This window comes from Nocardia sp. CY15, assembly GCF_009829295.1.
Classification (GTDB): Bacteria; Actinomycetota; Actinomycetes; order Mycobacteriales; family Mycobacteriaceae; genus Nocardia; species Nocardia sputi.
Window position 1 is genome coordinate 41219 of the sequence record NZ_VUOT01000028.1, and the last position, 24547, is coordinate 65765.

24 protein-coding genes, 1 tRNA gene and 1 pseudogene are annotated in these 24547 nt (G+C 65.8%); 15 read left to right on the plus strand and 11 right to left on the minus strand.

Features of this window, described 5'->3' with window-relative positions; genetic code table 11:
• The first annotated feature begins 26 nt into the window (after positions 1 to 26).
• From GVY39_RS25825 to GVY39_RS25835, 3 genes are all read left to right on the plus strand, one after another.
• Complete coding sequence (locus GVY39_RS25825) at positions 27 to 704, plus strand: MBL fold metallo-hydrolase (protein WP_236565678.1); 678 nt, start codon at positions 27 to 29, stop codon at positions 702 to 704.
• A 105-nt stretch (positions 705 to 809) separates the two neighbouring features.
• A complete protein-coding gene (locus GVY39_RS25830) occupies positions 810 to 1490 on the plus strand; it encodes a YdcF family protein (RefSeq protein WP_159929141.1) in 681 nt (226 codons plus the stop codon).
• Between the two features lie 7 nt (positions 1491 to 1497).
• Positions 1498 to 2757, plus strand: coding sequence for a deoxyguanosinetriphosphate triphosphohydrolase (locus GVY39_RS25835; protein WP_159929024.1), 1260 nt, complete (start codon positions 1498 to 1500; stop codon positions 2755 to 2757).
• Between the two features lie 27 nt (positions 2758 to 2784).
• Here GVY39_RS25835 and GVY39_RS25840 read toward each other — a convergent pair whose 3' ends face one another.
• Entirely contained in the window at positions 2785 to 4977 is a 2193-nt protein-coding gene (locus GVY39_RS25840) for a hypothetical protein (RefSeq protein ID WP_159929022.1), read from the minus strand.
• 529 nt (positions 4978 to 5506) lie between these two features.
• Between GVY39_RS25840 and GVY39_RS35070 the strand changes: the two genes are divergently transcribed.
• From GVY39_RS35070 to dnaG, 4 genes are all read left to right on the plus strand, one after another.
• Entirely contained in the window at positions 5507 to 5632 is a 126-nt protein-coding gene (locus GVY39_RS35070) for a hypothetical protein (RefSeq protein ID WP_255466274.1), read from the plus strand.
• A gap of 379 nt (positions 5633 to 6011) precedes the next feature.
• The gene (locus GVY39_RS25845) at positions 6012 to 7166 is read left to right on the plus strand and encodes an FIST N-terminal domain-containing protein (protein WP_159929020.1); all 1155 of its coding nucleotides are present in this window, start codon (positions 6012 to 6014) and stop codon (positions 7164 to 7166) included.
• Positions 7163 to 7912 carry a Mut7-C RNAse domain-containing protein gene (locus tag GVY39_RS25850; RefSeq protein WP_159929018.1) on the plus strand — a complete coding sequence of 250 codons (750 nt, stop codon included), beginning with the start codon at positions 7163 to 7165 and terminating at the stop codon, positions 7910 to 7912. The genes GVY39_RS25845 and GVY39_RS25850 overlap by 4 nt, the downstream gene beginning before the upstream one ends.
• A 66-nt stretch (positions 7913 to 7978) precedes the next feature.
• Positions 7979 to 9898 (plus strand): DNA primase, encoded by a 1920-nt coding sequence (dnaG, locus tag GVY39_RS25855; RefSeq protein ID WP_159929016.1) that lies wholly within the window; start codon positions 7979 to 7981, stop codon positions 9896 to 9898.
• A gap of 84 nt (positions 9899 to 9982) precedes the next feature.
• Here dnaG and GVY39_RS25860 read toward each other — a convergent pair whose 3' ends face one another.
• Positions 9983 to 10228: a hypothetical protein gene (locus GVY39_RS25860; protein ID WP_043688781.1), complete on the minus strand. Its 246-nt coding sequence runs from the start codon at positions 10226 to 10228 to the stop codon at positions 9983 to 9985.
• Positions 10229 to 10431: 203 nt separating this feature from the next.
• On the opposite strand from GVY39_RS25860, the gene GVY39_RS25865 reads away from it, so the two are divergent.
• Both GVY39_RS25865 and GVY39_RS25870 read left to right on the plus strand, forming a co-directional pair.
• Positions 10432 to 10504: transfer RNA gene (locus tag GVY39_RS25865), tRNA-Asn, on the plus strand.
• A 290-nt stretch (positions 10505 to 10794) separates the two neighbouring features.
• A pseudogene (locus GVY39_RS25870) lies at positions 10795 to 11020 on the plus strand (IS1380 family transposase); the annotation flags it as partial.
• 179 nt (positions 11021 to 11199) lie between these two features.
• Here GVY39_RS25870 and GVY39_RS25875 read toward each other — a convergent pair.
• From GVY39_RS25875 to GVY39_RS25905, 7 genes are all read right to left on the minus strand, one after another.
• Positions 11200 to 11883, minus strand: coding sequence for a hypothetical protein (locus GVY39_RS25875; protein ID WP_159929014.1), 684 nt, complete (start codon positions 11881 to 11883; stop codon positions 11200 to 11202).
• A 176-nt stretch (positions 11884 to 12059) separates the two neighbouring features.
• A complete protein-coding gene (locus GVY39_RS25880) occupies positions 12060 to 12695 on the minus strand; it encodes a hypothetical protein (RefSeq protein WP_159929012.1) in 636 nt (211 codons plus the stop codon).
• Positions 12696 to 12970: 275 nt separating this feature from the next.
• Positions 12971 to 13288 carry a hypothetical protein gene (locus GVY39_RS25885; protein ID WP_159929010.1) on the minus strand — a complete coding sequence of 106 codons (318 nt, stop codon included), beginning with the start codon at positions 13286 to 13288 and terminating at the stop codon, positions 12971 to 12973.
• Between the two features lie 325 nt (positions 13289 to 13613).
• A complete protein-coding gene (locus tag GVY39_RS25890; RefSeq protein WP_159929008.1) occupies positions 13614 to 14168 on the minus strand; it encodes a hypothetical protein in 555 nt (184 codons plus the stop codon).
• Between the two features lie 410 nt (positions 14169 to 14578).
• On the minus strand, positions 14579 to 14683 hold the full coding sequence (locus GVY39_RS25895) for a YegP family protein (protein ID WP_223517562.1): 105 nt from the start codon (positions 14681 to 14683) through the stop codon (positions 14579 to 14581).
• Positions 14684 to 14878: 195 nt separating this feature from the next.
• Positions 14879 to 15760, minus strand: a complete 882-nt coding sequence (locus GVY39_RS25900; protein ID WP_159929006.1) for a phosphotransferase enzyme family protein — start codon at positions 15758 to 15760, stop codon at positions 14879 to 14881.
• A complete protein-coding gene (locus GVY39_RS25905) occupies positions 15757 to 17052 on the minus strand; it encodes an XRE family transcriptional regulator (RefSeq protein WP_240679473.1) in 1296 nt (431 codons plus the stop codon). The genes GVY39_RS25900 and GVY39_RS25905 overlap by 4 nt, the downstream gene beginning before the upstream one ends.
• A 185-nt stretch (positions 17053 to 17237) precedes the next feature.
• Here GVY39_RS25905 and GVY39_RS25910 point away from each other — a divergent pair, with 185 nt between their 5' ends.
• From GVY39_RS25910 to GVY39_RS25935, 6 genes are all read left to right on the plus strand, one after another.
• Positions 17238 to 18344, plus strand: coding sequence for a Gfo/Idh/MocA family protein (locus GVY39_RS25910; RefSeq protein ID WP_159929135.1), 1107 nt, complete (start codon positions 17238 to 17240; stop codon positions 18342 to 18344).
• Complete coding sequence (locus GVY39_RS25915) at positions 18341 to 19594, plus strand: DegT/DnrJ/EryC1/StrS aminotransferase family protein (RefSeq protein ID WP_159929004.1); 1254 nt, start codon at positions 18341 to 18343, stop codon at positions 19592 to 19594. Before GVY39_RS25910 ends, GVY39_RS25915 begins: the two co-directional genes overlap by 4 nt.
• Positions 19595 to 19600: 6 nt before the next feature.
• Complete coding sequence (locus GVY39_RS25920) at positions 19601 to 20041, plus strand: NUDIX hydrolase (RefSeq protein WP_159929002.1); 441 nt, start codon at positions 19601 to 19603, stop codon at positions 20039 to 20041.
• Between the two features lie 229 nt (positions 20042 to 20270).
• On the plus strand, positions 20271 to 20510 hold the full coding sequence (locus GVY39_RS35140) for a hypothetical protein (protein ID WP_201295351.1): 240 nt from the start codon (positions 20271 to 20273) through the stop codon (positions 20508 to 20510).
• Between the two features lie 308 nt (positions 20511 to 20818).
• A protein-coding gene (locus tag GVY39_RS25930) for an IS3 family transposase (protein ID WP_370523826.1) occupies positions 20819 to 21975 on the plus strand; the annotation gives its coding sequence in 2 pieces (ribosomal slippage) (positions 20819 to 21089 and positions 21089 to 21975; 1158 coding nt in all).
• A gap of 173 nt (positions 21976 to 22148) precedes the next feature.
• The gene (locus GVY39_RS25935) at positions 22149 to 22481 is read left to right on the plus strand and encodes a tyrosine-type recombinase/integrase (protein WP_159929000.1); all 333 of its coding nucleotides are present in this window, start codon (positions 22149 to 22151) and stop codon (positions 22479 to 22481) included.
• Between the two features lie 808 nt (positions 22482 to 23289).
• Here GVY39_RS25935 and GVY39_RS25940 read toward each other — a convergent pair.
• Together GVY39_RS25940 and GVY39_RS25945 are read right to left on the minus strand one after the other, a co-directional pair.
• Complete coding sequence (locus tag GVY39_RS25940) at positions 23290 to 23763, minus strand: redoxin domain-containing protein (protein WP_159928998.1); 474 nt, start codon at positions 23761 to 23763, stop codon at positions 23290 to 23292.
• Positions 23764 to 23834: 71 nt separating this feature from the next.
• Complete coding sequence (locus tag GVY39_RS25945; protein ID WP_236565675.1) at positions 23835 to 24368, minus strand: RNA polymerase sigma factor; 534 nt, start codon at positions 24366 to 24368, stop codon at positions 23835 to 23837.
• Positions 24369 to 24547: the final 179 nt, after the last annotated feature.

A 24547-nucleotide genomic window follows, 5' to 3' on the forward strand; every position in this document is an offset into this window, starting at 1 on the left:
CGAATCTAGCTCGCTAGCATCGTCTCGTGATCACCATCGATCGCTCCTACAGCGGCCACGTGTCCCCGGATTCGAACCCGCAGCAGCGCGAGGTCCCCGGCGCACGCATCGTCAAGATGTCCGTCGGCGGCATGGACAACAACTGCTACCTGGTGCAGTGCACCGGCACCGGGGCCGCTTTGCTCATCGACGCCGCCAACGAGGCGCCGCGCATCGCGGCGCTCCTCGAGCAGGAGGCGCCCGGGCAAGTCCAGCTGATCGTCACCACGCATCAGCACCGCGACCACTGGATGGCGCTGCGGGAGACCACCGCCGCCACCGGTGCTCCCACCGCGGCCCATCCGCTCGACGCCGACCCGCTCCCGGTCCGCCCCGACCGGTTGCTCGCAGAGGGCGACACCGTCACGGTCGGCGACTTGGTCTTCGAGGTCATCCACCTGCGGGGTCACACACCGGGTTCGATCACCCTCGCGCTCACCGACGGGGCGGGACGCACCCACCTGTTCACCGGGGACTCGCTGTTTCCCGGCGGCGTCGGGCGCACCACCTCGCCGGAGGACTTCACCACTCTCTTCACCGACGTCTCGGCCAAACTCTTCGACCGCTACTCCGACGACACCGTCGTCTACCCCGGTCACGGCGACGACACCACCCTCGGCACCGAACGCCCCCACCTCCCGGACTGGCGTGCGCGCGGCTGGTGAACCGTCGTCCTCGCACGGCGACCGAGTGCGAGAATTCGGCTCTGACGGTTGCCGGTCCAGGGGTTGCGCGGCTCCTGGCAGACTTGGGGAGTGGATTTGCCAACGATGCGCACCCGAGCTCTCCCGGCTCCCGACCCAGCCCGGCCGCACGGCTTCGGGGCGGGGTTGCTGCGCTGGGCGCGTCGACTGGTCATCGGCTCGGTGGTGATGGGGGCGGTGCTGGTCGGAGGGACGGCGTTGCGCGTGTGGCAGGTTGCGCGCATCGATGACTACACGAAGGCCGACGCGATCGTGGTGCTCGGCGCGGCGCAGTACTCCGGGACCCCGTCCTCGGTGTTCGAAGCGCGACTCGACCGGGCGTACAGACTGTTCCGGGCCGGTGTCGCGCCGCGTGTCATCACCGTGGGCGGCAAACAGGAGGGTGATCTGTTCACCGAAGCCGCCTCGGGCAAGAACTATCTGCAGGCGCGTGGCGTGCCGAGTGACAAGATCCTCGCGGTAGAAACCGGTTCGGACACCTTGCGCAGTGTCGAGGCGGTGGCGACGGCGATGCGGGCGCGGGACATGTCCTCGGCGGTGCTGGTCAGCGATCCGTGGCACTCGCTGCGCACCCGCACCATGGCCCGGGACGAAGGGCTGGCGGCGTGGACCGCCCCGACCAGAACCGGCCCCGCCGTCTACACCCGCGAATCCCAGGCGCACGGCATCGCCCGGGAGACCGGCGCCCTGCTGTGGTACCAGCTCACCCATTTCTCGGCGGACTTCGCCTACACGGCGGGACAGTGACACCCGGATGAGCGCTCGGTACACCGACCACGACACCGAACGCCTCGTCGTCGAGGGCGCCAAGACCGCGGGCCTCGGCCCGCCGCGCAGCGAGTTCGAGACCGGCCACCGCACCGAGTTCGCCCGCGACCGCGCCCGCGTGCTGCACTCCGCGGCCCTGCGCAGGCTCGCCGACAAAACACAGGTCATGGGCCCGCGCGACGGGGATACGCCGCGAACCCGCCTCACCCATTCCATCGAAGTCGCCCAGATCGGCCGTAGCATCGCCGACGGCCTCGGCTGCGATCCGGACCTGGTCGATCTGGCCGGTCTGGCCCACGACATCGGCCACCCGCCCTACGGCCACAACGGTGAGAAGGCCCTCGACACCTTCGCCGACGCCTATGGCGGGTTCGAAGGCAACGCGCAGAACCTACGCATCCTCACCCGCCTCGAACCCAAAGTGCTCGAGCCCGACGCCACCAGCGCGGGCCTCAACCTCACCCGCGCCGCGCTCGACGCGGCGATCAAATACCCGTGGGGCCGAACCGGTCCCGGTACCAAGTTCGGCGCCTACGAGGTCGACGCCGAGCGCCTGGAGTGGATTCGCAAGGGCGCGCCGGACCGGCGCCGCAGCCTCGAATGCCAGATCATGGACTGGTCCGACGACGTGGCCTACTCGGTGCACGACGTCGAGGACGGCGTCATCGCGGGCCGGATCGACCTGCGCGCGCTGGCCGATCCCGGCGAACAGGACGCGCTCGCGGCGCTCGGCCAGTTCCAGCACTCGCTGGCGGCCGACGAACTGATCGCCGCCGCACAACGACTCTCGGAACTCCCGGTGGTCGCGGCGGCGTCCGGCTACGACGGCACGTTCACCGCCTCGGTCGCGCTCAAGCGCCTCACCAGCGAGCTCGTCGGTCGCTTCGCCACCGCCGCGATCATGGCGACGAAAGAGGTGGCCGGTCCGGAACCGTTGTCCCGCTACGCCGCCGACCTGGAGGTGCCGCGCATCGTCGCCGCCGAGGTGGCGCTGTTGAAGACCGTCGCGTTGCGCTACGTGATGTCCGACCCGGCGCACCGTTTGCGGCAGGCGGCCCAGCGTGAACGCATCCTCGCCGTGGCCGATCGGTTGCTGGCCACCGCCCCGCACAGCCTCGATCCGCAATTGCTGCCGTTCTGGAATGCCGCGCCCGACGATGCGGCCCGCGTGCGCGTCGTCGTGGACCAGATCGCCTCCTACACCGAAAGCCGCCTGGAGCAAGTCGCCGCCCACCTGGACGCCTGAACCCGAAGGCGTGCGGCGGCAGCGCGGTCACGCCGTCAGGTCGGTGGCCTCCGGCAGATCGGTGGACTCCGTCGGGTCGGCGTGCTCCGGCACATCGGTGGAATCCGCGCGCGCCATTTTCACCAGTGCCGCGTGTAGTTCCTTCGCCGACGCCCCCGCGCGATCCCCACGCAGGACCACCTCGGTGAAGCCCTCCACCAGAGCCCGGCCGGGGTCCAGCAGACCGGCGCCACTGCCGCCACGGAGCAGGGACTCGTTGATCAACGTACGCAACGCTTCCTGACGAGCTCGAAAACCACCCGCGACGTCCAATGCCCTCGCGAATTCGCGGACGACCGTCGTATACATCGGTCGCTCGACAGGCCCGCGCCTCCGAAAGACTCTTCGCGTTTGCTGTGGAGCCGCCCCGCCCGGCGGATGCGGGGCGGCTTTATCCAGGACTATCCAAACCTCAGCCGGTCCCTGCGTCATCGTTGTGGGGTTCGGCCTCGGACGCGATTCCGGATCGTCGGTGAGTTCGATCCCCCGCAACGGAATCGGGTATTTCGCCAGCAGATCATCGATGGCGGAAACAATCTCACGGACCGCTTGGCTGTCGACGTTCCCGGCATCGAACCCGACGATTTCCAAGTCGTGCCGCTCCGCCATCTCCTGGGCGATCCGGCTCGCCTCGGAGGCCTCGGAGGCCTCGGTGGTGTCGGTTCGCGGTGGTGGAGGGCGGTGCCTGGTGGTTGTCTGCTCGCTGGGTGCCGGGGCATTCCGTTGCTCGGGTGCGGAGTCGGGGGTGCGGTCGCGTTGCGGCGCGGGGGCGGTGGCCGGCCGATCTGATGCACGGGCTGCTGGGTCAGCGGTCCGCTGTACCGGTTCCCGGTGGACTGGAGTCTTGCTCTGCTCGAGGGAGGCGGGGTCGGTTCGCGGGGTGGACACGAAGTTGCTTGTGCTGCCGGTCCGTCGGTGAGGTCCGGAATCGTTCCGGCGGGCCGCGGGGGCACCTTTCGAACTACCGATCGGCGGGATGGCATCGCTGTCGTGCGACACGTCGATCCGTGGAGAGGCGGCTGAGCCGGTGGCGGTGTCGATCGAGGCTGAGGGGACGCCGACCCCCGTCTCCTCGATGCCTCCGGGATGGTTGGCGCTCGCGGTGTGTTCCAGAGGCGCGAGCGGGCTCGTGGCTTCGGTCCGTCGGCTGAGTACGAAGCCGTCGGCGAAATCGCCCGGCTGGGTGGGCGGGAAGTCCCTCACTGCGGAGGGGCGGACGGGGTCGGTCTCCTGGAGGGCGGCGCCGGCGTCGGTCCTCCCGTCGGCTGCGATGCCGTGTCCGGCCTCGACCTGCCGGATGGGTGCGGAGTCATGGGTGCTGTCGGGCTGCCGGCGGGGTGCCAGGCCCCAAGGGGTGGCGGACTCGGTGGATCGGGAAACTGTTCGCTGAGCCGATGCCAGGCAGTTCGCGAGGTCGATCGGCGAAATCAGTTCGGGGCGACGCTCGTTGTCGCCTCGCGGTGGGGCCTCGTCCGCGATGGCGCGTGCTGGGCGGCTCGCGGGGTCGGTTCGCTCGATGACCACCGGTTCGGCGGCGGTGTCGAGGGAAGGACCGGGGTCGGGTGGGCGTGTCGAGGCCGCGTCCTCCGCGATGCCGATCGGGTGGAGGTCTTCGGTGCGGTGCGGGGTGTCGATTCGTGGGACGGCTGCCGAGTCCGGTTCGGTCTCGATCTGCGGTGCTGGCGCGGCGTCGTCAGCGGTGTCCTGCTGAATGGGTCCGGGGTGGTTGAGGTCGATCGGCGTGGGCGGGCCTGTGGCTTCAGGCCGTCGGCTGAGGTCGCTGTCGTCAGTCGAGTTCGGCTGGGGGATGGGCCGGGAGTCGGCCGACTGGCTTACCGCAGGACGTTCCGCGTGGCCTTTCGGACTCGTCGAGAAGTTGTCAGCGATGCCGGACTGCCGGACGAGTGCAGAGTCCGGCGTGGTGTCGGTCGGCTGCCCGGCCGGATGGTCTGTGATGTCAGTCCGGCGGACCGCCGGGACATCGGGCGCCTGGACGGCCGCGGTGCGCGCTGCGGGGCCGGTCCGCTGGATCGGGCTGGATTCGTCGGCAGAGTCGATATGTCGGCGAGGTGTGAAACCGTCGGCCTCGGTCGTCTTCGGGACCGATTCGCGGTGGGGCGCGGCGGCGGTCTGCCCTGCGGGAGCAAAGTCGGTGATGTCGGTCGTCGGGGCGTCGCGCATGCGTGGGCCGAGTCCTACGGCATCGGTGCGCTGGAAAGGGGTCGAGTCGTCGATGAGCCCGGACCGCCCGATGGATGTGGACGCGGTGGGCGGAATGACCGCCGACTGGTCTCTGTAATCGGTCTTCCGGATCGGTGCCGAGTCCGCGGGGAGAAAGACTCGGGGGGTGGGTTGGGAATCGCCGGTGAAAACGGTTCGCTCGACCGGCACGGAGTCGTCGACCAAGCTGCCCCGGTCTCGCGGGAAGTCGGATTCCGCGTAACGAGGCGCCGTTTGTTGCCGTGAGGGTACTGACAGTTCTGCGGCCGGTAAATCCACCGCGCGCGCCGCGGAAACTCGAATCGGGATGCTCGGCACCGTCGGGCACGGCCTGACGACACGCTGCGACCAAGGCGTCGCCGGGGCTCTGCGAGACCATGGGGTGGGCAGCGCCTTGCGTTCCGACGCGCCCGGCGGTGCAGCCGCGGGGGCCTGGGCGAGCGGGGCATCGGCTCGCACCGGAACCGGGGAATCGTCGTGGTGGTCGCCGATGAGCGTCTCGGCGGATGCGATGGTTGCCTTCAACTCGCCGACTGTCCGGGATGCCTCGGCGATGAGGCGCTCCAGTGTCGAGACCATCGCGCGAAGTTCGCCGGTGTCGATCCGCGACGGCTGACTCACGATGTCTCCCGCTAGTCCTCATCCAGCTCTTGCCGCGGTGCACTGGCCTGCGCCGACATTCTGATCTCGCGTGGCCGAAAGCAGACTGTGGTGGCGCTATTGTGACTCAGATCCGCCCGACCTCTCGGGGTTGGGAAGATAGCGGGCGGCTCACATTTGTCGAACAGCAATCGGATCGCAACAATCGCGAATCTATGTTGCACCGCCGAGGCGGCAAGCTCCAGACGTGCACCAGACAGTTACGCCGACGGCCTCCCTGAGCGAGTGGCACCGCGCCAGAACACTCCACAGTGCGGGCAAACTCCGTCATCGATGATGAAATCTGCTGTGCCGCAACAACATCCCCATCCGCCCAGGTTGGCTACCATGGAAGGGTGCGGATCGGAGTAGGGCTCTCCACCGCGTCCGATGCGCGGCAGGCGGGCAGGGAGGCCGCAGCGCTCGCCCGCGATCAACTCGCGGACGACGCGCCGTCGCTCGCTGTCCTCCTCGCATCCCGCGCGCACACCGACGACGCCGTGGAAGTGCTGTACGGCGTCCATCGGACGGTCCGGGTACCCGCCCTGATCGGATGCGTGGCGCAGGCGGTCGTAGCGGGCCGCCGCGAGATCGAGGACGAGCCCGCGGTGGCGGTGTGGCTGGCCTCCGGACTGCCCGCCGCCGAGACCTTCCAATTGGACTTCCTCCGCACGGCCAGTGGCGGGCTGCTGGCCGGTTATCGCTTCGACAAAGCCGCGCGCGACTTCCACCTGCTACTGCCCGACCCGTACTCGTTCCCGGCCGACCTGCTGCTGGAGTACGTGAACACGGACCTGCCCGGCACCGTCGTCATGGGCGGGTTGGTGAGCGGCGGCCGGGGGCCGGAAGGCAGCCGGCTGTTCCGTGACCACACCGTGGTGACATCCGGCGCGGTCGGCGTGCGGCTCCCGGGACTGCACGGCGTGCCGATCGTGTCGCAGGGTTGCCGGCCGATCGGCTACCCCTACACGGTCACCGGCGCGGACGGCACGGTGATCACCGGGCTCGGCGGTCAGCCGCCGATCGAGCGTTTGCGGGAGATCGTCGCCGTGCTGCCACCCGATCAGCAGGAACAGCTCGCGCGCGGCTTGCAGATCGGATTCGTGGTCGACGAGCATCTGGTCGAGCCGGGGCAAGGCGACTTCCTGGTCCGTGGCCTGCTCGGCGCCGATCCGTCCAGTGGCGCGATCGAGGTCGGCGAGGTCGTGGAGGTCGGCACGACCGTGCAATTCCAGGTCCGCGACGCGATCGGGGCGGACCAGGACCTGCGAGCGGCCCTGGAGCGGGCGCGGACGGAAATTCCCGGACGTCCGGCCGGCGCGTTGCTGTTCACCTGCAACGGACGCGGCCGCCGGATGTTCGGGGTCGCCGATCACGATGCCACGACGATCGAGGATCTGCTCGACGGCATCCCCCTCGCGGGTTTCTTCGCCGCGGGCGAGATCGGGCCGATCGCGGGCCGCAACGCGTTGCACGGATTCACCGCCTCGATGGCGTTGTTCGTCGAATGAGCGTCGAGCTGAGGGTCTACGCCGAGCTGAACGACTTCCTGCGGCCGGGCGAGCGGTACACCGCGCTGCGGCGGCCGTCGCGGCCGCACCAGACGGTGAAGGACGTCATCGAGGCCGCTGGCATTCCACACACCGAGGTCGACCTGGTCCTGGTCGACGGACAATCGGTCGATTTCGACCATCGCCCGCGCCCCGACGGGCGGATCACGGCGTATCCCGTGTTCGAGACCCTCGACATCAGCCGCGTGACCAGGGTTCGCCCGCACCCGTTGCGTACGCCACGTTTCCTCGCGGATGTGAATCTCGGCGGCCTCGCCAAGCTGATGCGACTGCTGGGCCTGGACGTGCTCTGCCGGTGGGACGCCGAGGACGCCGAACTCGCCGAGGTCTCGGCGGCCGAGCACCGGATCCTGCTCACCCGGGACCGCGGGCTGTTGAAACGCCGCAACGTCACGCACGGCGTCTACATCCGATCCGAGCAGCCGTTCGACCAGGTCCTCGAGCTGATCCGGCGGCTCGATCTCCTCGCGTGCCTGGCGCCGTTCACCCGCTGCCTGCGCTGTGGCGGTGTCGTCGTCGAGGTCGCCAAAGCCGAGGTCGAAGACCGGCTGGAACCGCTCACCCGGCGCTATTACGACACGTTCCGGCAGTGCCGCGATTGCGGTCGGATCTACTGGCAGGGCACGCACCAGGCTCGGCTGGTCGAAACGGTCGCGGCGGTCCGCGCGGAACTCGATCGATCCTGAAGGACCTGACCCGCTGGGCCGAGCCGCCCGGGCGCGTCGGCCCCGCGTTCGCCTAGACTCTCAGCCGTGGCCGGACGACTTCCAGATCGTGATATCGCGGCAATACGCGAACGCGTCCGGATCGAAGACGTGGTGGGGGAGTACGTCGCGCTCAAGCGCGCCGGAGCGGACTCCATGAAGGGCCTGTGCCCGTTCCACGACGAGAAGTCACCCTCGTTCCACGTGCGGCCCAACCACGGCCTGTTCCACTGCTTCGGCTGCGGTGAGGGCGGCGACGTGTTCGCCTTCATGCAGAAGATCGAGCACGTCGGGTTCGTCGAGTCGGTCGAGCAGCTGGCCGACCGGATCGGTTACCAGATCAACTACGAGGGCGGCGGCACCTCGGTGCAGCGCGACCGCGGCACGCGGTCCCGGCTGGTCGCGGCGAACGCGGCCGCGCACGAGTTCTATGTCGCCCAGTTGCGCGAGCCGGAAGCCGAGGCCGCGCGCAAATATCTCACCGATCGCAACTTCGACGCGGCGGCCGCGCACCATTTCGGCTGCGGCTACGCCCCGGCAGGGTGGGACGCGCTCACCAAGCACCTGCTCCGCAAGGGGTTCGACTTCAAGGAGCTGGAGGCGGCCGGGCTGTCCCGGCAAGGTCAGCGCGGCCCGATCGACCGCTTCCACCGGCGTCTGCTGTGGCCGATCCGGAACCTCTCCGGCGACGTCATCGGGTTCGGCGCCCGCAAGCTCTTCGATGACGACACCATGCCCGGCAAGTACATCAACACTCCGGAAACGTTGCTGTACAAGAAGTCTCAGGTGCTGTTCGGCCTCGACCTCGCCAAGCGTGAGATCGCCAAGGGTCATCAGGCGGTGGTGGTCGAGGGCTACACCGACGTCATGGCGATGCACCTGGCCGGGGTGAAAACCGCCGTCGCCTCGTGCGGCACCGCCTTCGGCGACGAGCATCTCGCCTTGTTGCGCCGCCTCATGATGGACGACAACTTCTGGCGCGGCGAGATCATCTACACCTTCGACGGCGACGCTGCGGGCCAGGCGGCGGCTCTGAAAGCATTCTCGGGCGACCAGAAATTGGCCGGTCAGACTTATATCGCGATCGCACCGGACGGGCAGGACCCGTGCGAGCTGCGGCAGCACTCCGGTGACGCCGCCGTGCGCGACCTCGTCGCCCGCCGGACCCCGCTGTACGAGTTCGTGATCCGCGGCCTGCTGGCCGACCACAACCTGGACACCGCGGAGGGGCAGGTCGAGGCGCTGCGTCGGGCGGTGCCGGTGGTCGCGCAGATCAAGGACAACGCCCTGCGCAAGGCGTACGCCACCAAACTGGCCGGCTGGGTCGGCTGGGACGACATCCAGACCGTGGTGCGCCGCGTCGGCGAGGAGGCCAAGCGGCCACGCAACGACGGAGGCCGCGCTGGAGTGGCGCGTCCGGCCGCGAAGCGCGAAGTGGTCGCCGAACATCCGGCGGCCCGGCCGAAGCCGAACGATCCCACGCTCCTGCCGCAACGACAGGTGCTGGCCGCAGCTCTTCAGTACCCGGCGATGGCGGGAGCGGGTTTCGACGCCCTCGAGTCCGAGGCCTTCACCCATCCCGCCTACGCGATGGTTCGCACCCTGATCGCCGAGGCGGGCGGTACGGCGGCCGGGCTCGGCGGCGCCGAGTGGGTCAACGCCGTCGCGGATCGCACCGAGGACCTGACCGTGCGCGCCCTGCTGTCGGAGCTGGCCAACGAGCCGCTGCCGGTGAAGACGGAAGCCGACATCCCGCGCTTCGTCGCCGGTGTGCTGGCCCGCACCCAGGAGGCCTGGGTCGGCAGGCAGATCGCCGAACTCAAGTCCAAGCTGCAGCGGGTCTCCTCGACCGAACAACCGGACGCCTACTTCGCCCTCTTCGGCGACCTCGTCGCCCTGGAGCAGTACCGCAAGAGCCTGCTCACCCAGGCGATGGGCAACCACGGCGATTTCGCCACCGGAGCCTAGCGGCCGCCCTCGTCAGTTTCCGCGTGATCCCTCGCACGTGATCCGACAGGTGCGAGGGATGGGTACGTCAGGTGTCGGCGCAGGTCAGCGACGGAGTTGGTCGTGCGGCACCAGGACGGTGGTCCGCTCGTCGAGCGGCTCCATCGGCTCCAGCCGGGGACGGGTGCTGAGCTTGTCCGCCAGCTTCTGCCTGCCGACGAGCACGAGCTTGCGGGTCACCGGGCTCTCGGTCAGCGCGCGGGTCGCGGCGCTGATCTGTTCGTAGCGAGCCCGCCCGGCCTTGCTGCCGAGTACATACCCGGCCGCCACGCCGATGATCAACCGCAGCATCTCGATGTGCTCCTCCCAGTTGCCAGTTCGCCGCCCCCATCCTGCCCGACGCCCCACACGCCTGTCGATCCGGACACCCCGTGGCGCCACCCCCGCCCTCGAGGACAAGTCAGCAGGTAGCGACACGATTTGGGCTCCCGCCCAGCCATACGCTAAAGTTTCTCCTCGGCCCGCCCGATACCAATCGGACGAGCCGAGGGCAATCCCCTATAGCTCAATTGGCAGAGCAGCCGACTGTTAATCGGCAGGTTTCTGGTTCGAGTCCAGATGGGGGAGCATAACCAACAGGTCAGGCACGGTCATCGTGCCTGACCTGTTCTAGTCTGCGGGCAGCGACCAAGAATACGCCAAGAATTCCGGTCTAAACTTCCTTACGTTGCAACCGTTTCCCTGTGGGTATGGCCCATCGGCTTGTCGCTTCCGGCTCGACGGTTGAACGTGGCAGACTCGTGCCCTCGGCGGGGCGCATCGAATATGGGAACGCAGACGACCGGATGCACTCAGGGCGGCAGTGAGTAGTTGAAGCGGGCTATTCGTTCTGAGCGGCTGCGCATCTGTCTGGCTACACCGCCCTGGCGCAGTTGTCGGGCTGGCCCACCGGCATGTGACTGGTCACGCGAATGAAAGGACCGCACCCAGGCGCGCAACTGCGGTTCACCGATGTCGACGGGGCTGCGTTTGACAGCATTTGTCCCTAACACCAGACGTGGTCAGCTCACTGACCCGGAACTACGGCACCGCCGCCAGGCCCGCTGGGAAGACCGGGTCCGCGCCGCGAAAGACACCGGAGCCTGAAACCTGCCATGCCACGGCTTCGCCGCCAACCAAACGAACCCTCACAGACCGTGAGCGGATCAGTGGCCCGCGTCCCTGGCTGAAACAGCCGGGGACGTGGGGCCTGGACTGGACCGCTCTGTGGACCGAAGTTCGCGCGCGGTGGGCTTGCGGTATGGGACAGGCGCCTAGCTGAGCTACTGCTGAGGCCGCCGGAGCGGGAATTCGCGAAGGGCTGGGAGCCACTGGGTCGGCAGAGCACCTTCAGAATGGAAGATCTCTGCCGCGCCGACGGTGTCGACCGCAGACAGGTCGCGACTACGGAGTTTGTGCCAAGCGCGGACGATCTTGTCGAACAGGTCCAGCGCTGTATCAGGACGCACGAGGAACACGTGCTCCTCTGCGAGGTTGCGGGCGCTGTCTAAGACGTTGGGTTTGCGGCTGACCAGCAGGCACGCTGTATCGCCCGGTTCCGGTGTCTTCCGGTCCGCCTCGACAGTCCGCAACTGGCCACCGGCTTGTTGCACGTTCGTTGGGCCGATCGACCCTTTGTCTGTGGCCATGCTCTTGGCTTCCCAGACGACCCACTGAACGTCGCCGAAGATCCAGACCGCGTCCGGTTTGGCCTGTTCCACGCCGTCGTCGTAGGTGTAGCTTTCCGTGGCACCAGCGAGCTTGCCGAGCGTGACCAGGGCGGCTTCGAAGGGATCGTTGTCGTCGGTGGTCTCCAGGCCGGCCCGTGCGGTGGTGACCGCTGTGTGGAACCGTTGTGGGGATGCGAGATCGTGGCGGTCGGCAAGCACGGTCTGCATCGCGATCTCGTCGAGGGGATCCAAGCTGGGAGGCGGCGGGACGATGCTCTGTTCGGACGGCGTGGTCATCGTGGATGCCCACGAGGTCCCTCGAGCCGCGATTCGCGCTTCCTCGTAGTAGTTGCGGGCGGTGTCGGTGAACGTGGTGCTACCGGTCTGCATAGCCAGTCGGCGTGCGATGACGAAGCCGAGGTAGTTCCAAAGCGCGACGTACCGCTTCGCGGTGCCGGTGCCGGTGAGTTGGTCTAGCACTTGGCAGATAGCGGACAGTGCCCGCTCCCACTGCCCTTCCCAATCTCTTCCCAGGCAATCACCTCATGTTTAACGGCCTTCTGCAGGGCCTCGGTGCCCTGTGGCATGACGACCTGGCGCTTGTCGCGGTCCTCGGCGATGCTGCGGTCAGCTTCCGACCACTCTCGGCCGTTCGCTTCAAACAACGCCAGCAGGTCCAGCAGGTCAGCCGAGGTGGTGTCTTCACCCATGCTGTTGCGTTGCCCGAATTCCAGTTCGGCCTGCACCTCGGGGTGCAGCGCCCTGTGCACCTCAGAGTTGTCCAGGTACGAAATCAGATCGTTGCGCAGGATTACCACTGTGGCGCGATCCCGGGCGTTGCGGGTGGCGCGGCCCGAGCCCTGCATGATTCGCGCGCGGACGCGTTCCTGCAACACCGTCACCGCGCCGACGGAGTAGTGCAGGAACTGCTCCTGGAGGTCACTCCCGATTGGCAGCCCGTCTAGCACAACCAGTTCGCAGTCCTTCCCGGGCAGGTCGATGCCGTCGTAGCGGTTGGCGAGCACGAGGGCGGCCGAGGCAGCCGAGGTAAAGGGCTTGAGATCGTCCTCGACGGCAGCGCGTGACCGGATGTCGGTATCGCTGGTCACGAGATCCATCTTCAGGTATGGGCGAGACCTACGAAGCTTGGACCGGTACGCGGTCTCCCGAAGATGTTGCGCGCGCAACCATTCGGGCGATCGAGCGGAGTCGCGGTGAAACTGCGGTTGCGCCTCTTGGTTTGAGGGTAGGCACTGCGTTCGGCAGCGTCGCGCCGGGGCTGTCGGCATGGGCTCAACGTATGAGTGGCGGTAGCAAGATCGGCCGAGCCCTCGCCGAGGCACAGCGCGACAAACGTTCTGATCCACTCGCTGGGCGTGCGTTACTAGTCGCTCGTCAGCAACTCGACGCGCGCACCCTCGGGCAGCATCTCCAAACCCCGAATCGCGTTCCCGATGAACGTGCTGTAGTTCGCCCCCCACTTCTCGGCGAGGGCGATGAACGCCTTAGCGGCCCCGGGACTCACCGCACCTGGCAGAACTGAGGCGGTCCCCACGGTGCGGACCATCGCCTCGTATAGGTCTCGAACATCCTCAGGGGTGCCGGGCCATAGCGTCGTCTCCCACGATGCTGGCGTCGCATCCTTGAGGATCGAATTCACCTCGCGAAAAACTGTTTCCACCGAATCGGCCGGCACAAGCATGGCGAGCTGCTTGCTGTAGCTGAAGTTGGTGAGCCGTGGGATTACTTGTTACACGCCAACCGTTCTCGACAGGTTTTCTCGACACATCCGCGGATCGCTCGACCTGGTGCTTCGCAAGGGGCGGCCGTGGGTTGCGCGGGTGTGGGTAAATGGAACGATTCTCAACACCTGTGCGCAGCGATGGACGTCATACCCATCACATGCTCCAGTACGCCCGACGGTCCCGGAGTGCTCCGGGACCGTCTTGGGTGTTGCGATGCTTGTTCCGGCTACCGGGTTCTCGCGGCTACTGCGGTAGGCCGGGCATAGGTTCCGCCGTCGGCGGTCACCCCAGGATTTGGCGCCACCGGTCTATGAGGCGATTCTCCAGGTCGCCGAAGGTTTGAAACACCCGACTCGCCTGCTGGTCGAAGTTCGAGGGCAGCGATTGGAGGAAGTCGACTTTCCGGCCCAGCACGTCTATCAAGAGGTCGGTGACCGTGTTGAATACGGAGAGGATCGTCTGCATCCAGTCGGGGTGCTGGTGGCCGAGGTCTTTGAGTTTTTCCTTGGTCGAGTCCTGCCGCTGCTGGAACTGGTTGATGGCGCTGTTCGCCAGTTGGTCGATCAGTTCCTCAAACTGTTGGGCGGACATGGCACCGGCGCGGACGCGCTGAACGCCCGAATCCGTGTTGGACACGGTGTCCCTGAACTGGTCCAGCATGCCCGTTTCGGCAGGTTGGAGGGCGTCTTTGACCTCCTGCGGAATACCGGCCGCCCTGACCTCAGGGGCGGGGATGTGAGTGGAGGACCGCGCCGAAACTGCGCCATCGCCGCCGCTGCGGCGCTGGGCGATGCTGTCGAGCAGGGTAGTGAAGTTCTGTGGATCGGTTCTGGTCATTGCCCCTCCAACAAATCGTGTGCTGGGCCTGTAAGCAATGCATGACACGAACCCGGCCAGATCACGCGGAATGCCAGGCTGTGTCGGCTGAGGCGGTCGAATGGGTCAGCGCACGGCAGACCCGCACAGTGGCTCCCACCTCTACGCGGCGCTCAACCACAGGCTATGAGCACCTCCCAGGCGCAGGGATCACCCCATACGGATGAAACCCGCGGGATGTCGAGAACCGATCGGTTTATCGACACCGCTCACAATGGCTCAGGCAGAGGCGTAACACCAGGTGGGCGGTCACCATGTTGCGTGTAAAACGTGTTGAGAAAGCGGTGATGCGGAGCCGGGGGCAGCTGGCCGTCGTCTGCCCGAACACCCGCGCTGTAGTGGCATTCCGGTCGCCGCGCGGTGCGGATGGTTCAGGTCAGGTCAACCACTTCGGCGCCCGGTGCGTTCGTCTTGATCGATTCGATGCCCTTGTGCGCTGCTGCCTTCGATTCGTATGCCTCGCCGACGGCGATCACTCGGAAAGTTTGTGAATCCCCCAGGTGAGTCCGGAGACCTACTGGTGTGACAGCTCAGCGGGTTGCTGGGCTGGATTCTGAGCCAGATTCGGTGTAATTACCCCTGGCTTGACCTCTTGTACGCCGACTACGCGCGAAAGGAATCCGCGATCGCCGCCTAAACGGACACGAGGGCCTTCTGGTCGACCGCCGCCGTTACAGTGCTTCCCATTGCCACGGCAGCGGCACTGCTCCGCGGAGGCAAGCGATTCGATGATTCGCCTGCCTCGCAGCAGTTCTGCTCCCACAGGCTCGTTCAAGAGCAAACCCGACCCATCTGAGTTCCTGGATATCGGCGAATACGCGGAAGTCTGGCTGGGTCGTGACGTCGTAGCCGCCATAGGCGTTCACAAAGGACAGGTAGTCGGCGTCGGGGACTCGCGCGAAATCGGTGTAGTCGACGGCGAGTTGAATGAGATCCCATTCCGGTCGGCCAAGCGACACCTTGTCGAGATCCAGCACCGTCGGAAGACCTGACGGGGGCACGACCAGGTTGCCTTGCCAGGCATCGCCATGAATGACCACGAGGCGCAGGGGATCCGGCAGCTTGTCATATTGCTTGCGAAGCTCGTCGTAGCGTGTCAGCAGCCATGTTCGGTCACCGTCGTCCACTGTGCCCGCAGTCGCCAACCGGGCGGGAAGATCACCGAGCGGGTCGTGTCTCGGCAGGTCGGGATCGGCCGGCGGTGGCAGCGAATGGAGTGCTCGGAGCATGGCTCCGAGCTCGGCAGGCGTGGCTGGCCGATGGTCCGGGATGAGGTGCCACCAGGTGACGGGTCGGTCGTCGACAACGATCGGTTGAAGCAGTTCCGATACCGCCTCCACCGTTGGGATGCCGGAACTGTTGAGCCATCGTGACACGCGCAGCTCTCGCTCGGCATCCTTCAGGCTGCCGGGCCTTCCGATCCGCGCGACGATGTCACTGACCCGGTAGATGGCGTGGGACCCTTCGCGGATCACCTCCGGGTGATGCAGCTCGAGCCCGGCTTGTTGGGCGGCCTTCGCCAGTAGTTCCTTGGATGCCGTCGTGGCGGTCATAGTGCTGCTTTCGCCGCAGATCGGCGGGTGATGACTTCGCGTAGTTCGACGACGTCGCTCATTCGCCGGTGAGGTGAGGAAGCAGCGGCCAATCGCTGTAGTTCGTTGTGGATGCGATGGGAATCGAGCTGGCCCGCCTGTGTGGCGGCACGGATTCCAAGGGCGACTGCTTCCTTCGGATCGCCGAGCTGCATGGTCAAGGTAGCCAGTCGGGTGAGCGAAAACGTTTGGGACCGAGGGTATTCCGCAGCCTGAAGCTCGATGGCCTGCTGAATCCTGGGCGCTGCCAATTCGATTCGGTGTCGAGTTTGTGCGATCGGGATCAGGGCTTTGCCGGTGCTGCCGAGGTGCTCGGCCTCGTCGTAGAAGCACAGCCAGGGGGCGTCGGTGGCGGGGCTGCGCTGGGCAAAGTATTCGTCGGCGCGGGCGACCTCGGAGAGTGCTTCGTCGGGTCGTTTCATGGCGGCCAAGTATTGGGCGCGCAGGGCACTGAGCATGGCGCGGGTTGTGGCGGACAGCCGGTCGGATCGCACGTGGGCCAGCTCGATGAGCGACAACGCGCCATCAGCGTTACCGATATATGCCATCTTGCGCGCCATATCGGCCAGCGTGCTGGCACGCAGCTCCCAGGATCCGGCGGTGTCGGCGCACCATAGTGCGAGCCGGAACCTCCGCTCGGCCGCCGTGTGATCGCCGATGTCGAAGGCTGCATATCCGGCGACGCTGCCGAAGTTGCCAATCGCTTCGAGCAGAGCCCTGCGGGTGCTCGGCGACGCCTTGGCATCGAGGAGTCCCGCGAAGCGGCCAAGTTGCCTGCCCGCGACAAAGCTGATCGAGCCGCCGCCACGTAGGTTCTCCGCCGAAGCAATTGTGCGCGTGGCTATTTGGACGTCGATGACCTCGGTCATGCCGATACGGCCAATCGGTTTGTCGTCGGAGTACTGGCCAGAAAGGTCGGCTGGACCGATGTCGGGGGAGAATGGGCTGAACAGGTTTATCGCGAGCATGCTGTCGGGCTGCGCCGCTGCTTCGCGGCGCCTTCGATTCGGGATGAAGCCCAGTTCACTATCGGTGGCCTGCAGGATGGAGCGGAACGCTTCGCGGTAGAGCTCGTTGGGCCAGCGGACGGTGCCGCGCTCGTAGCGGGCGATGGTGTGGGCATCGAGTTCGCGCCGCTGGCCGTGCTGGCGCCAGATGTAGGCGTTGACGGCCTCGGCCAGCTCGGCGCGGCCCATCACCTGACCAGGTGTCACCCGCGACGGTGTGGCTTCCCGTCGCTGCTGGAGTTGCACGTTCGGTCGCATGCGTCCCCTCGCCGATATCGGTCGGTTCAGTCTATCCAGCAGCACCGACCCTCGGTCGGGCAGACGATCTGCCCCGTAACTTGCCCTCTTCGAGAAGCGCCGCGTGCGTGAGGCTGGAACGACGGCTCCGATAGGCAGGGGGCCGTCTGCACAACGATCAGTTGGGGGATCGAATGAGACCATGTGAATCGGTCCGAGGCGCGCTCGGTGCAGCACCGCTGTCGCGCATCGTCCGCACGGACATTGAATCGGGGTGGCGCACATCGCGCCGTGTCGCTGACCGCAGCACGACACTGCGCGCCGGTGTCGTGGGCCTCGGGCGCCAGGCGATCAACGATCACCTTCCAGCACTTGTGGCCTCACATCACGTCGAGCTAGCCGCCGTCTGTGATGAGGACGCGAGTGTGGTGCGTCAGCAGGAAACACTGCATCATGTGCCCGGCTTCGCCGATTACCGCGAGATGTTCGAGGCCGAGCCGCTCGACCTGGTGGTGGTCTGCGTGCCGCACGATGTTGGCAGGGCGGTGATCGAGTGTGCCGCAGAGCATCGGGTCCACGTGCTCAAGGAGAAGCCGTTCGCCACTGACCTGGTGGAGGCTATCGAACTGGCGAAGTTGTGCGAACGATCCGGCATCAAGCTGATGGTCACGCTGCAACGGCGATTCAATCCGATCTACACGAGCTTCCCGCAGCTCGCCGACCAGATCGGCACGCCGTTTCTGATCGACGCCCGCTACACCGTGCATGTCGATGACCCGTCTGAGGGTTGGCGCGGGCAGACCGCCAAGGCGGGCGGTGGCTGCGTGATCGACATGGGCTACCACCTCATCGACCTGCTCCTGTGGTACTTCGGATTGCCCGACAGCATCACAGCCGAGCTGTCGGTCGGTGCGCGACCGGACCGACGTTACGACGCCGAAGACACTGCACTCGTTCACTTTTTCTACGACAGCGGCCTCTACGGCTCGTTACTGCTCTCGCGGTTCATCGGGCCGAAGACCGAAGAGATCCGGCTCGTCGGGTCCGACGGCGTCGTCCATCTGGAACGTGGCCGCATCCGCCGACTCACCAACAGCGGCGAGGTCATCGAGTCGCTGCATCGTGAACAAGCCTGGCCCTCGGCCGCAGCTTGCCAAATCGACTACTTCCACCGCGTCATCGACGGCACCCGACCGAACCTCAGCTGTCCAGCCGAAAACCTCACTCACATGGCCTTCGTCGCCGCCTGCTACGAGGCCGCACGCACCCACACCCACATCAATCCCAAGGAACTCTTGTGACCTCACCACTCGCGCTGCTCGGCGGCCCACCCGTCATAACCGAGGCGGCACCGCACTTTTCCTGGCCGCCACTGACCGAGGCCACCAGCATTGCCATCCTCGATCAGCTCGATGAGGGCATCTCGATCTACGACCGCTCCGGTGTCATCGCTCGACTGGAAGACGCGCTCCAGCAGTACTTCGGTGCCCGCTACGCCATCCTCACCAGCTCAGGCACCGCTGCGCTGTATTCGATATACGCTGCCTGCGGCATCGGACCGGGCGACGAGGTGATTGTGCCTGCGTATACCTTTTTCGCCACCGCCACACCACTGCTGCACCTTGGTGCGACCCCTGTCCTGGCCGATTGTGACGGCAGCGGCAATCTCGACCCGGACGACATCCCTCGCCGCATCACCGGCCGCACCAAAGCCATTGTGGTGACGCATATGTGGGGGATGCCAGCTCAGGTTCGACGTCTGAAAACCGTGGCGGATGCCCATGGCGTGCTGCTGCTCGAAGACGCTTCCCACGCTCACGGCGCCAGCATCGGTGGGCAGAAGCTTGGCACGTTCGGACAAGCCGCCGCGTTCAGCATGAACGGGCCGAAACCGCTGTCGGCCGGGGAAGGCGGCTTCATACTCACCGACGACGAGCAGGTGTACCACCGCGTCTTGCTGCACGGCCAGTACAACAAGCGGTGCCGAAACGAAATCCCAGCACGTTCCATCCATAGTCGCTACGCCGTGACGGGAATGGGACTCAAGCATCGCATTCACCCGCTGGCGGCAGCCTGTGCGCTGGAACAGCTTTCACGTCTGGATGACTACCTCGCAGGGCGTCAGCGCATCGCCGGGTACATCCACGACGAACTTCAACGAGAGCCGGGCCTGACCATCACCTGGCACGAACCACACACGCGACCAGCCTGGTACGGACTCACGATTCTCTACGACGGTGAATTCTTCGATGACGTGCCGGTCGAGCGCTTCCACGCCGCGTTGCAGGCCGAGGGCTGCACTGAGTTCGATCGGCCAGGATCAACCTGCCCACTCAATCTCCTACCACTCTTCCAAGAGCCAGGTCCGCTGTTCCCGGCTTTCACTGGCAAGCTGGCATACGCCCCCGGCGACTACCCGCGGGCCGAAGCACTGCACCACGCCACTCTCAAGCTCCCCGTTTGGCATCGAGACTCGGACCTGCCGCTCGTCGACCGCTACATCGAAGCGCTCTACAAAGTGATCACCCACCACGCCGACCTGAAAGGATAGGGCTCGATGATCGAGACAACACTGCTGGACGAGTTGACACTGGAAGCCGACCGGGACGAGGTGCAACAACTCGTCGTCGGCGCCGTCGTCCAACACAACGGCAAAGTCCTCCTGCTGCAACGCCCCGCCGACGACTTCATGGGCGGAATCTGGGAACTTCCCAGCGGCAAGGTCGACCCCGGCGAAGCCATCGACCAAGCCCTCATTCGGGAAGTCAAAGAAGAGACCGGCCTCGACGTCACCGCCATCACGAACTACCTCGGCGAGTTCGACTACCAATCCGGCAGCGGCAAGAAAAGCCGACAGTTCAACTTCGCCATCGAAGTCGGCCATGCCGAGCCCGTGGAACTGACCGAACACGACGCCTACACCTGGACCAACCTGGTCGAGGAACCACCGGTCACGGATGCCGTAAAGCAGGTGCTGGCGCGGTACCGGGAGAGCTGACCGCCCAGTCAATTCGGCCGCGCCGACTGGAGCTACTGAAAGCCTCCGCAACGTCAAGAACCCGCTCCTGAAAACGGAGCGGGCCATGTTGATGGTGCAGTCCCTACTGGTCATCTACAGCGCGTCGATCACCGGCATCACCTCGGTGTCGTCATCATCGCTCCGCCACCGCTGCGAACCTCGCTCAAGGTGATGGTGCGGACGGCGAGCGCGGGGCGGGGGTGTCGGCGTGATCATCGATGTCGCCTTGGAGCAGGCACTGCGCACCCTGAAGCTGTCGGGCATGCTGCAGACACTCGAGTCCCGGCTGGCGCGGGCCCGCGCCGGTGACCTCGGGCATATCGAGTTCCTGCAGGTGCTGTGTCACGACGAGATCGCCCGCCGCAAAGCGCAGTCGATCGCCCGGCGTGCGTCGCGGGTGACAGCAGCCACAAAGCCAAAGCGGAACTGCTGTCCCTCCTGTTACTAGGTGTCACCGATCAGGTGGCGTGCCGGTCGGCCCAGCTGCGGCGGCATCGCGATTGCACCGAGGCTGGTGCTAGTCACAAACGATGTCTGGCCGAATCCGGTTGTAGTTCAGGGGAGGGCATCCTGAGGTCGAGTGCTTGGAGGCGGTTGTCGAACGGATCTGCTCCCGACCCCTGCGGAGAGCGCTTTGACGAGATGGTGAAGTCGAAGGGGAGTCCAGGCAAGTCGGGTCGCAACGGGGACTGCCCCTGGTTCGGTTGACTCCTGATCTGTGAGGACTTCGGTCTTCGCAGTGGAAGGATCGTCATCATGCCCAAGCCGTTCCCCGAGGAGTTCCGTCGCGATGTGGTCGCGGTCGCCCGTAAGGGCGAATCGTCGCTGACTCAGATCGCCAAGGATTTCGGGATCTCGCAGAGCTGCCTGAAGAACTGGCTCAAACAGGCCGACATCGAAGACGGTGCCCGTCCCGGTGTCACCCGCGACGAGTCCACTGAGCTGCGCGAGGCCCGTAAACGGATACGGCAGCTCGAACAAGAAGCCGAGGTCATGCGTCGCGCGGTCGCCTACCTGTCCCGCGACATCAACCCAAAATGATGTACCCGCTGGTCCTTGACCTCGCCGCCGACACGGCACCTGTGAAGGTGCCTGTCGCGGTGACCTGCCGGGTATTGGGCTTCACCACACAAGCGTTCTACAAGTGGAAGAAAAACCCTGTATCGCAACGTGATCGGGACGACGCGCATCCGATCAACGCCGCCTACGACATCCACGCCGACGACCCAGCGTTCGGCTATCGGTTCATCGCCGACGAGCTACCCGCGCGCGGGATCACCGCCGGGGAGAACAGGGTGGCCAGACTCTGCTCGATCCAGCGAATCTGGAGCAGCTTCGCCAAGAAACGAGGATTGACCCGAAAGGCCGGCCCACCGGTTCACGACGACCTCCTCCAGCGCGAATTCACCGCGACTGCGCCGGATCAGCGATGGCTCACCGACATCACAGAGCACCCCACCGGCGAGGGCAAGCTGTATTTGTGCGCGATCAAGGACTGCTATTCCAACAGGATCGTCGGCTACTCCCTCGACTCGCGCATGAAGGCGTCGCTGGCGGTCAAAGCGTTGAACAACGCCATCGCCGTGCGGGCACCAGCCGGCACGATTGTGCACTCCGACAGGGGTAGCCAGTTCCGGTCACGCAAGTTCGTTAGTTTACTGTCGCGCAACGGTTTGCGTGGTTCCATGGGCCGAGTCGGGGCATGTGGTGACAACGCTGCAATGGAGTCGTTTTTCGCTCTGCTCCAGCGCAATGTCCTCGACCGGCAACGCTGGTCGACCAGAGCCGAACTGCGCCTGGCAATCGTGACCTGGATCGAGAGAACCTACCACCGCAAACGGCGACAACGCGGACTCGGCAAACTCACTCCCGTCGAGTTTGAGACAATCAAACAGACCGCACTCGCGGCCTGAACCCAGCAACCCCGCGGGTCAACCAAAGCCGGGGCAGTCCCAAAGGTAAGGGACTGTTCCGGCAGGAATGGACGAAGACAGACGCGGGGCACCGAACTGTCGCGCTGCCCGGGTTCGCCGTAGACATGTTGAAGCGGTTGCAAGACGACCCGAAGTGCGGACGGATGTGTGAGGTGAAGGCACTGCGCGAGGTTCGCGGCGAGGTGGTGGAGGTGAATGATCAGACGGCTCTTGTATTCCCGGGGCGTGGTGGAGTGCTACGCGATCCACACAACTTCAACCGCACCTGGCGCGCCGCACGCGGCACCGTCTACAAGGATGTGACGCAGTATACGTTCCGAAAGACGGTTGCCACGCTGATCGCTGAGGGCTCGGATGCCAGGACAGCGGCGAAACAACTGGGACATGCCCGGGAGGGGATCACGGAGCGGCACTACATCGCATCGGCGGAAATGGCGCCGGACTCGTCGGCCGTTCTGGAGAAGGAGTTGGGCAGGGCAAGCTGAATGCTGCGCACCGGCCCGATGCACCAATGCCCACAGGAGACCCGCGCGGGCGACACCCCAGCCGGACGTGCGATCCAAACGGCCCGCGCCGTCGTACGAAATGCCGGACCGCGACGGTAGCGGCGGATTTGATCCATCCCAAGGTTACACCAAGAATTGAGGGTGATTGTCCGTGATCGTCTGTGAACAGTCGTGCACCATGCCCCCGGCATCGTCGCAGGTAGATCATCTATCGTGGCCTGGCGTGATCGGGTGTGAACACCGACCAGCCCCCGAACCAACAACGGCAGGTTTCTGGTTCGAGTCCAGATGGGGGAGCTGTGACCAGGGCGAACGTATCAGTTCGACCCTGGTTTTGTCCGTTTCGGAGGTCTGACAACACGTTTATTTCCCGCGAGCCGTATCAGTGCTGCGGTGATCAGGTGCTTCGGTTGGTTAGTCGATGTTGCGCCGCTTCGTGACGGCGTCTTTTGCGGGGCGAGTTGCTGCTGGATGGCGGCTTGGGGCTGTATCGCGTGGCGACGAGTGATGCGTCGGTTCTGCGGCAGATCTTCGTCGTGGCCCAGCCCGTGGCCGCGTGTTCGGCGCCACTGCCAGAGTGAAGTCGTGGAGTCTTGATGCCGCCGTCGCAGTTGGCAAAAACCAAGTCCAGCCCGTTGTCGATGGCCTCGGCTCCGACTGGCGGAGGGTATCGACAACGGGCTGGAAACAATTACGGTCCGGTGGCGGGTGTCGGTCTTTCCATTCCCGGCGGAGGAGACCCTTCAGATCGGCCGCGGTGGACGTGGACCTCGATGGAACCGAAGCGTCACAAACCTGCACGGCTGCCCAGGGAATCGACGGCCGCGAGGATGCCCTTCCTGTCGTAGCTGTTGGTAGGAAGGGTGGCGCTGTGGGTGTGGCGGATGATGCCGTCGGAGTCGATGAGGATGGTGCCGGACTGCTGCATCGTGCCGAAGAAGTTGCGGGTCAGGCCGATTGATTCGTGAGGGGTGCCCGCCGAGCTGGCCAGGACGGGGAAGGGGATGCCGTTTTCGGTTTGCCAGGCCAGGCCGGCGGTGCGGTCCTCGGGGACCGCTATGAGGACACCAATGTTGTTGGAGTCGAACTCGTCTCGATGTGCGACGAGATCGCGCACGTGCCGGTTGCAGATCGGGCATGACGTCGAGCGCATGAAATACAGCAGTGCGCTGTGCACACCGCGGTAGTCGGACAGACGCCAAGTCTGCCCGGTGGTGGCTTCGAATTCCATTTCGGGCGCGGGGGATCCGGTTGCGAGCATGGTGAGGTTTTCCTTCGATTCGTAAGGGTGGTAGTGATGGCGCGATCGACGGCCGAAATTTGTTGCCCGGACTAGGGGTTGAGACTGTGGCGGATCGCGGCGCGTGCGCGGTGCAGCTGCGATTTCATTGCCGCTGTGCTCAGGCCGAGGGCGACGGCAGTCGCGTGCCCGGGATAGCCGAGCACATCGCGCATGATCAGAACTCTGCGCTGGAGATCGGGCAAGGCGCTGATCGCCTGGGTGAGCTGGTCGGTGTCGAGCCGGCGCAGGACTTCGTCCTCGGCGGAGGCGACAGCGTCGGGCACGGCGGGGCCGATCTGCGGTCCGCGGTCGAGTAGGTATCGGGTGCGGCGCAGGCATTCGTTGCGGACGATGCGGAACATCCATGACGCGATGGCTGTCGCGGCGCGCAGGGTCCCGATCTTGCGATACAAGATGATCAAGGCCTCTTGTGCGGCGTCTTCGGCGTCGGCGGAGGACGCGCACAAGTGCTGTGCGAAGCGCCGCACGTGCGGATGGGCCCCATCGATGATCGCGGAGATCGCCTCCCGGTCGCCATGCTGGGCCGCTTCCACCAGCTGTTCACCGACCCATCCACGATCCACTCCACCCACCTCCTCGATGGTCCGACGCGGGGGCTGGCGATGGTGCGGGATGGGGACCACGCAGGCGTCGATCGCGGTCGCTCGTCTCGATTCGAGTGTCACAACCATAAGAGGGTCCCCGACCGAGAAAGGATTCGAACCGAGTGGAACTCCCTTCGAGTGTGCTGCCGCTAGACGGC

Bases quoted from the DNA above. Each gene is read 5' to 3' on its own strand.
- GVY39_RS35070 (WP_255466274.1), top strand. From the start codon at position 5,507: ATGAGCGTCTCGGCGGATGCGATGGTTGCCTTCAACTCGCCGACTGTC.
- GVY39_RS25910 (WP_159929135.1), top strand. From the start codon at position 17,238: ATGAGACCATGTGAATCGGTCCGAGGCGCGCTCGGTGCAGCACCGCTG.
- GVY39_RS25830 (WP_159929141.1), top strand. From the start codon at position 810: ATGCGCACCCGAGCTCTCCCGGCTCCCGACCCAGCCCGGCCGCACGGC.
- GVY39_RS25840 (WP_159929022.1), bottom strand. From the start codon at position 4,977: ATGCGCGACGCCCCGACGACCGACATCACCGACTTTGCTCCCGCAGGG.
- GVY39_RS25920 (WP_159929002.1), top strand. From the start codon at position 19,601: ATGATCGAGACAACACTGCTGGACGAGTTGACACTGGAAGCCGACCGG.
- GVY39_RS25940 (WP_159928998.1), bottom strand. From the start codon at position 23,763: ATGCTCGCAACCGGATCCCCCGCGCCCGAAATGGAATTCGAAGCCACC.
- GVY39_RS25835 (WP_159929024.1), top strand. From the start codon at position 1,498: ATGAGCGCTCGGTACACCGACCACGACACCGAACGCCTCGTCGTCGAG.
- GVY39_RS25860 (WP_043688781.1), bottom strand. From the start codon at position 10,228: ATGCTGCGGTTGATCATCGGCGTGGCGGCCGGGTATGTACTCGGCAGC.
- GVY39_RS25875 (WP_159929014.1), bottom strand. From the start codon at position 11,883: ATGACCACGCCGTCCGAACAGAGCATCGTCCCGCCGCCTCCCAGCTTG.
- GVY39_RS25850 (WP_159929018.1), top strand. From the start codon at position 7,163: ATGAGCGTCGAGCTGAGGGTCTACGCCGAGCTGAACGACTTCCTGCGG.
- GVY39_RS25885 (WP_159929010.1), bottom strand. From the start codon at position 13,288: ATGCTTGTGCCGGCCGATTCGGTGGAAACAGTTTTTCGCGAGGTGAAT.
- GVY39_RS25900 (WP_159929006.1), bottom strand. From the start codon at position 15,760: ATGACCGCCACGACGGCATCCAAGGAACTACTGGCGAAGGCCGCCCAA.
- GVY39_RS25890 (WP_159929008.1), bottom strand. From the start codon at position 14,168: ATGACCAGAACCGATCCACAGAACTTCACTACCCTGCTCGACAGCATC.